At 69.5% G+C, this 6,403-nt stretch carries 7 protein-coding genes; 5 read left to right on the forward strand and 2 right to left on the reverse strand.

Annotated features, from left to right (window positions below):
* The first annotated feature begins 79 nt into the window (after nt 1-79).
* From AC08OQ_RS16725 to AC08OQ_RS16735, 3 genes are all read left to right on the forward strand, one after another.
* Nucleotides 80-1,255: an FAD-dependent monooxygenase gene (locus tag AC08OQ_RS16725; protein WP_476612183.1), complete on the forward strand. Its 1,176-nt coding sequence runs from the start codon at nt 80-82 to the stop codon at nt 1,253-1,255.
* Nucleotides 1,256-1,410: 155 nt separating this feature from the next.
* Entirely contained in the window at nt 1,411-1,839 is a 429-nt protein-coding gene (locus AC08OQ_RS16730; protein WP_476601876.1) for a hypothetical protein, read from the forward strand.
* 173 nt (nt 1,840-2,012) lie between these two features.
* Complete coding sequence (locus AC08OQ_RS16735; protein WP_476601872.1) at nt 2,013-2,876, forward strand: MurR/RpiR family transcriptional regulator; 864 nt, start codon at nt 2,013-2,015, stop codon at nt 2,874-2,876.
* A 127-nt stretch (nt 2,877-3,003) separates the two neighbouring features.
* Here the strand turns inward: AC08OQ_RS16735 and AC08OQ_RS16740 are convergent, their stop codons facing one another.
* A complete protein-coding gene (locus tag AC08OQ_RS16740) occupies nt 3,004-3,717 on the reverse strand; it encodes a VIT1/CCC1 transporter family protein (RefSeq protein ID WP_476594079.1) in 714 nt (237 codons plus the stop codon).
* 319 nt (nt 3,718-4,036) lie between these two features.
* Between AC08OQ_RS16740 and AC08OQ_RS16745 the strand changes: the two genes are divergently transcribed.
* Both AC08OQ_RS16745 and AC08OQ_RS16750 read left to right on the forward strand, forming a co-directional pair.
* A complete protein-coding gene (locus tag AC08OQ_RS16745) occupies nt 4,037-4,831 on the forward strand; it encodes a hypothetical protein (RefSeq protein ID WP_476605629.1) in 795 nt (264 codons plus the stop codon).
* A 319-nt stretch (nt 4,832-5,150) separates the two neighbouring features.
* Nucleotides 5,151-5,486: an indolepyruvate ferredoxin oxidoreductase subunit alpha gene (locus AC08OQ_RS16750; RefSeq protein WP_476601874.1), complete on the forward strand. Its 336-nt coding sequence runs from the start codon at nt 5,151-5,153 to the stop codon at nt 5,484-5,486.
* Between the two features lie 268 nt (nt 5,487-5,754).
* Here AC08OQ_RS16750 and AC08OQ_RS16755 read toward each other — a convergent pair whose 3' ends face one another.
* Nucleotides 5,755-6,186, reverse strand: coding sequence for an RrF2 family transcriptional regulator (locus AC08OQ_RS16755; protein WP_476601875.1), 432 nt, complete (start codon nt 6,184-6,186; stop codon nt 5,755-5,757).
* Between the last annotated feature and the right edge of the window lie 217 nt (nt 6,187-6,403).

The following is a 6,403-nucleotide window of genomic DNA, read 5'->3' on the forward strand; positions in this document are numbered from 1 at the left end:
ACAGTCACCATCGCCGCGATCAACGAATGGCTGCCCCGATAAACTTCCCAAACAGGCCCTAGCCCCCTGGATCCGCGGCGTGCCACGGTCCGGGGTGGAGGTGCTGCGACAGGCGGCATACACGTTCCGGGCCCGGGTCGCTGACCGGTGGCGCCTCGGGCGGGTCTTCCTGCTTGGCGACGCGGCGCACGTGACCCCGCCGTTCATTGGCCAGGGTATGGGCGCCGGGCTACGCGACGCCGCCAACCTCAGCTGGAAGCTGGCGATGGTGCTGTCCGAAGGAGCCGACGACCGACTGCTCGACACCTACCAGCTCGAACGCGAACCCCACGTGGCCCGCCTGATCCGGACGGCGATCACGGTCGGCTGGGCGATGACCGGTGGTCAGGACAACGCCGCGGCCGCTCGGCGGCTGGTCCTTGCTGGAGCCTGCCGGGTCCCGGGCTTCAGCCATGCCGCCGCGCGTACGACGTCGCCCCGGCTACCCGCCGGGCCGCTGGTCCGACCCCGCCACCGCGGTCTTGGTGGCCTGGCCGGGACCCTGCTTCCACAACCGTGGGTCACCGTCGACCGGCGTCGGTGCCGCCTCGATGACCTGCTCGGTGACTCCTTTGCGATCGTCGCTTCCGGCCCGCTCGATCCCGGCCTCTCGGTCCTGGCGCGGCGCCTGCGGGCGCCGGTCTTCCAGGTCCGCGCCGCCACCAGCGGTTCGGGTGCCACCAGCGGTTCGGGGCATCCGGCCGGCCTGGACGACGGTGACGACGCCGTCATCTCCGACGGCGGGATCTCGGCCGGCTGGTTGCGCCGGGCGGGGGCCGGGGCCGTGCTGGTGCGCCCCGACCGGGTCGTCCTGGCCGCGGCACCGCAGGCGCGCGGAAACGGCGCGGTCGGCGCGGCCATAGCCCGGGACTCGGCCGGGTGGCTGCCGCTGCTGCCGCCCACCCGCACCTCCCGCCTCAGAGGAGAACTCCGCCTCTTCGGACCGGCCGCGCGGGTCCCGCCAACCGGCTTCGCTCGCACCGCGCCGAACGGTGCCTGTTCGGGAAGGACCAGCATGACGACGAACCCGGGTGGCCTTCCGACTCCTGTCGACCCGACCGCGGGCTGCTGCCCTACCCAGTCTGATCGATCGAGCGGTCCGACGACAGGGCATGTTCGGCGACCGCCTCCGGCTGCTCTGCCGACGGTGCGGATCCGGGCCCGCGTGTTCCGGTGTCGGCAAGCTGGCGGCCCTCGATGTCGAATGTGTCAGTAATGACAGATCGCCGGTCCTTGTTGGCTTGTGATTGCGGTCACCCGTTGATCGCCTGCCGGGCGGGGACTCACTGCCGGAGGATCGCGAACGTCTCCTGGAGCAGGCGCAACGCGGTCGTGAGCGTCCGGTCCGGTTGGGGCAGCGCGGAGAAGGCGATGAGAGTGCTGCGCATCGCCGCCGCCGTCCGCCCGGCTGAGTCGTTCGGCAAGGACGTGTGCCAGGCCGTCCTCGAACTCGCGCAGCAATGTTGTGGCGGACCTGCTCGGTTGGGTCACAAAGGCGACCGGTGGGCCGCTGAACAGAAGGCCGAGGCCGACGCCACGCTCAGCCGCGATGGCGAACAACGCGTTACACACGGCGGTCTACGGGGGCTCGTCGGCCGGGCGGACGCGGACATGCTCTTGGAGCACCGGGATCAGGGCGTGCGTCTCACCGAGAACCAGGTCTTCCTTGGACGGGAAATATCGGAGCCGAAGGCCGGCCGGCTGCTGGCTCGGATCCCCGTCGGCCGTGAGCCGCACGGTCTCGCGGTCTGGCCGCAACCCGGTCGCTACTCCCTCGGCCATACTGGGATCATGCGCTGAGGGTCGCGGACGAGCTCCGGACCCCTCCACCCTGGCCGACACCGACCGCCCGGGGCCGAAATGGACTTTCATAATACATGATACTATGGAATATTCATCCGAAATTTACCTTTAGGCATCTGACCGTTGCGTCTACGCGCTTAGCGTGACGTGTCGTGACTAGTGATGTGACTATGAGGGTCGAGGGCGGCGCTGCCGCGCCCGCCGTGTTGGAGCGCATCCGGGCTTTGTCGGCGTCGCTGTCGTCGGCGGAGCAGCGGGTGGCGCGGCAGGTCCTCGCCGACCCGGCTGCGATGATCCACCAGTCGGTGAGCGAGCTGGCGCAGGTGTCGGGAAGCTCGCCGGCGACGGTGGTGCGGTTCTGCCAGAGCCTCGGGCTTCGGGGCTATCAGGAACTCAAGCTGGCGCTGATCCGGGAGACGCTGCCGGTGGAGCGGCAGCTGGTGGACGAGGTGTCCGCGGCCGATGGCCCGGATGAGATCGCCGGGAAGGTGCTCGGCGGGGCGGCGAGTGCGCTGACCGAGGCGGCGCGGGGGATCGACGGTGGCGTGCTGGCGGCGATCGCCGACCTGGTCGTCGCCGCGCCGCGGACGTTGTTCGTGGCGGTGGGGACGTCGGCGCCGCTGGCGATGGATGCCGCCTACCGGCTGACCACGGTCGGGGTCGATGCGCGGTTCGCCGGGGACACGCATGTGCAGCACGTCACCGCCCGGATGCTGGCGGCGGGTGATCTGTGTGTTGCGGTCAGCCACACCGGCTCGACGGCGGAGACACTGGCGGCGATGCGGGCGGCCGTGGACGCCGGGGCGCACACCGCCGCGATCACGAGCTTTGCCCGGTCACCGTTGACCGAGCTGGTGCAGCACGCGGTGGTGGTGGGCAGTCGGGAGACGGCGTATCGCATCGAGGCGATGACCAGCCGGATCGTGCACCTGTCGGTGCTCGACGCCCTGTTCGCCCTCGTGGTGGTGCGCAGCCCGCGCAGCCCCGGCGCGCTGGCGATGACCGCCGACGTGATCGTCGAACACCGGATGTAGCCGCCTACCAGACCCGGCGGCGCCGGTGCCGACGACCCGTGGTTCGCCCCGCGCCCACCGAGGAACGGTATGAGCCCACGGACCAGCGGTGGATCGGTGGTGGGCTCAGGTACGTCCCGGCGGTCGGTCAGCCGCCGGCCGCGCCGGTGATCAGACCGACCAGCGCGGTGACCAGCATGGCCGCGGCGCCGCCCAGCACGACGCGCAGGGCCGGACGTAGCAGCGCCATACCGGCGGCCCGCGCGGCGAGCATGCCCGCGACGGCGAGACCGATCATCGTCACCACGACGACGAGCGCCAGGCGGCCCGCCCCCGCCGGGGCCGACATCCCGAGGAACGGCACCAGCCCGCCGGCCGTGAAGCTGCCCGCCGACGCGACGGCGGCCTGGACCGGGCGCGCCCGGGTGGCCTCACTCTGGCCGAGTTCGTCGCGCAGGTGCGCCTCCAGCGCACCCCGCTCGGTCAGTGCCACGGCGACCTGCCTGGCGAGGTCGTGCGGAAGGCCGCGCCGCTCGTAGATGCCGACCAGCTCGGCGAGCTCGGCCGCGGGGTTGGCCGCCAGCTCCGCGCTCTCCTTGGCCCGGTCCGCGTGTTCCACGTCGGCCTGGGAGCTCACCGACACATACTCCCCGGCCGCCATCGACATCGCCCCCGCGGTCAGACCCGCGATCCCGGCGGTCAGGACCGCGCCGGTGGAGGCGCCGCTCGCGGCGACGCCGACGATGAGGCTGGAGGTGGAGACCAGGCCGTCGTTCGCGCCGAGGACGGCCGCGCGCAGCCAGCCCGAACGGTTCGTGCTGTGCCGCTCCGGGTGCCGTCGCATCGCACCGAATGTCGCCATGGGGGCATTACAGCACGGTGTTGGCGATCAGCATGGGTACGCTCAACGGATCAAGAACCATCTCTGCCCGTTCCTCGAGGTAGACTGCTGGAAATCGTGCGGGGGGGCGTCATGGCCGAGTACATGCCCTGACCGAGTACAAGGCTGACGGAATTCCGGCCGCCGGTCGGCGCGGGAAAACCCGTAGGCCGGTCGGGGAAGGTCCCGCCCGGCCTACGCGCGGAGGTGAACCAATCCGGATGCCCCGCGCCGGCCCTGCGAATGATGAACGGCAATGATGGACAATCAAGGCTGACAGTGATCGCGCGACGTGGGATTGGTGACCTTGCCCCGACATCGTCCGATGCGGCCGGGACCGCGTACCCCGTACGAGGAGAGCTGGCTGGCTGGCGCGGAACTCGGTGAGGCGCTCACGCGCGGATGGCGTCCGCGGGCACAACCCGTGCAGATCGCGCTGGGTGCGGGTGAAGCCGTGCTGGCCCAGGCATCCGTCTGCGTCTGGCAGTACATCGGCCAGAACGTCATCTATAATCAGGGGTGGTTCGTCGCCTTCGGTAGTCCCCTTCTGCTCGGCGCGTCCCTGCTCGGCAGTGCCCTGTACAACGGCAGCCAGCGCAGGCGCGCCGAGGCGCTCGCCGCGGTCCAGTGGCGCCCTGTCTCCCAGGGGCACCTTTTCCTGACGAACTGGCGCCTCGCGCTGGCGCTCACGACCGGCTGGACCGATATCGGCTACCCGTACCTGCGGGCGTCCGGTGTGGACGGCGACAGCATGGTCATCATGCTTGCCGGCCAACCCCCCGTCCGACTGCAGGTGTGGCCGGCGCACTGGTTCTTCGTGCTCATGAGATTCCTCGCCTACGGCGAGATCGTCCGGATGGAAATTCCGTCCCACCTGCAACGATCGACTGCCCCCGGGCCCTCGAACCTCCGCCTGGATCGTGAACCCCGCCCGGGCGGGGTCTGGGGAACGCCGGTGACGCCGCATGATCAGCGGCCTTCCCGGAGTGTGATCAGTGGGTACGCCCGGTGGGTACGGCCGGCGGGTGCCGGCGTCCGGATTTCTCCCGGGGGCGGCCCCGCTACCCTGCTGCCTCGTGCCGGGCCGATACCGTGATGGCGTCCTCCGGGAAAATGCGGGCGGGTATTCAAGCGTGATTCGGGTCAAGATAATGTTATTGATAAAAATATCCTTGAGATTTTCCTTCGAGTGGATTTCGAGGATATCCATGAGGCTTGCCTCGCGGATAATTTGTTTACATGCCGTTCACGGTGCACGACCTGCCAGCGCCCCGCGAACCTATACCATTCATTCGGGTTCGCCGCACGGCCATCCGTCTCGGTCGGAACCAGCCGAGAAGAAGTCGGAGGCCAGCCATGGGATTGACTGCCGTCCGGATGTGGTCCGGCATGGTCGATCGAAAGTGAGGGTTCTCATGCCATTTGTCATCACCGCCGCGTGTATCGATGTCAAGGACGGCTCCTGCCTGGAGGGGTGCCCGGCCGATTGCATCTACGAGGGTGACCGTAAGATGTACATCAATCCGGACGAGTGCACGGAATGCGGCGCCTGCGCAGTGTCCTGCCCGGTCGGCGCGGCCATCAGTGACGACCGTGTTTCCGCGAAGGACAAGGAGTTCATTGAAAGCGAGGCGCTGTTCTTCAGCACCGTCCTGCCAGGTCGGGACGCACCGCTCGGCGAGCCGGGCGGTGCCACGAAGCTCGGTAAGATCAAGGCTGATACGCCCTTCATCGCCGCCTACGGAAGCTGACGAGGGTGACCTCGGGTATTCGCCGGGGCGGAGCACGATAAAGCGGAGCAGTAGCGGGAAAAACGAACCGAGAGAATTCGCGGAAAGGCCGGTGCTGGCGGACCTCGGGTCCGAGGCGCCGGCCTGACGCCGAGACGTTGCGGGGGATTCCTCCCGTAACCAGCCTGCGTTCCAGACGATTCTATCCCGCAGGTCCGACAGAACGGCGGGGTCCGCTCGTCCAGCCCCGGGTAGTTCCAGGGCGTTTCGTGGAGGGCGGGGCCGGGTGTCAGCGGACCGGTGGCGCGAGGGAGCGCAGGACGGCGCCGGCGGGTTCGTCGGTGAGCTCGGCGAGGGTCACCTCGTCGAGCGTGACCAGGAAGTTCTCCTGGGCTCGTCGCAGGAGGGGGCGCAGTCGGCAGGCGCATCGCAGCGGGCACGGGGGACCGTCGCAGGAGACGAACTCGTCCGTGCCCTCGGGGGCACGGACGATGTGCCCGACGGTGACCTGCGTCGTGCCCGGGGCGAGCAGCACCCCGCCGGTGCGTCCGCGTACGGTGACCACGAGGTCGAGCCGCTGGAGGCGTTGCACGATCTTCGCCATGTGGGTGAGCGGAACATCGAGGGCTTTCGAGAGGTCGCGGACGGTGAGGCGATCCTCCCGGGTGGCTGCGAGCATGAGCGCCCGCAGCGCCAGGTCGGTCGACTGGGTCAGGTGCATGGGAACGCACCTGTCGAGGTGACGGTCACCCGACCATCTTGCCTTCTACTCTTCGTAGAAGATTGTCCCGACGGCACCTGCGTCCCACGGGTGCCGCCTGCCGAGGTCGGACCTCGGCGGGAGCGCGGCCCCGGGTGTGACATCGCGCCGGGACCGGCCGGTGCCGGCCTCCTCGTGGCGACCGCGGACCCCCCGGCCGGACGGACTAGTACTCCAA

The organism is Frankia sp. CcCS3 (genome assembly GCF_977927575.1).

Bases quoted from the DNA above. Each gene is read 5' to 3' on its own strand.
- AC08OQ_RS16735 (WP_476601872.1), top strand. From the start codon at position 2,013: ATGAGGGTCGAGGGCGGCGCTGCCGCGCCCGCCGTGTTGGAGCGCATC.
- AC08OQ_RS16750 (WP_476601874.1), top strand. From the start codon at position 5,151: ATGCCATTTGTCATCACCGCCGCGTGTATCGATGTCAAGGACGGCTCC.
- AC08OQ_RS16730 (WP_476601876.1), top strand. From the start codon at position 1,411: ATGAGAGTGCTGCGCATCGCCGCCGCCGTCCGCCCGGCTGAGTCGTTC.
- AC08OQ_RS16740 (WP_476594079.1), bottom strand. From the start codon at position 3,717: ATGGCGACATTCGGTGCGATGCGACGGCACCCGGAGCGGCACAGCACG.
- AC08OQ_RS16755 (WP_476601875.1), bottom strand. From the start codon at position 6,186: ATGCACCTGACCCAGTCGACCGACCTGGCGCTGCGGGCGCTCATGCTC.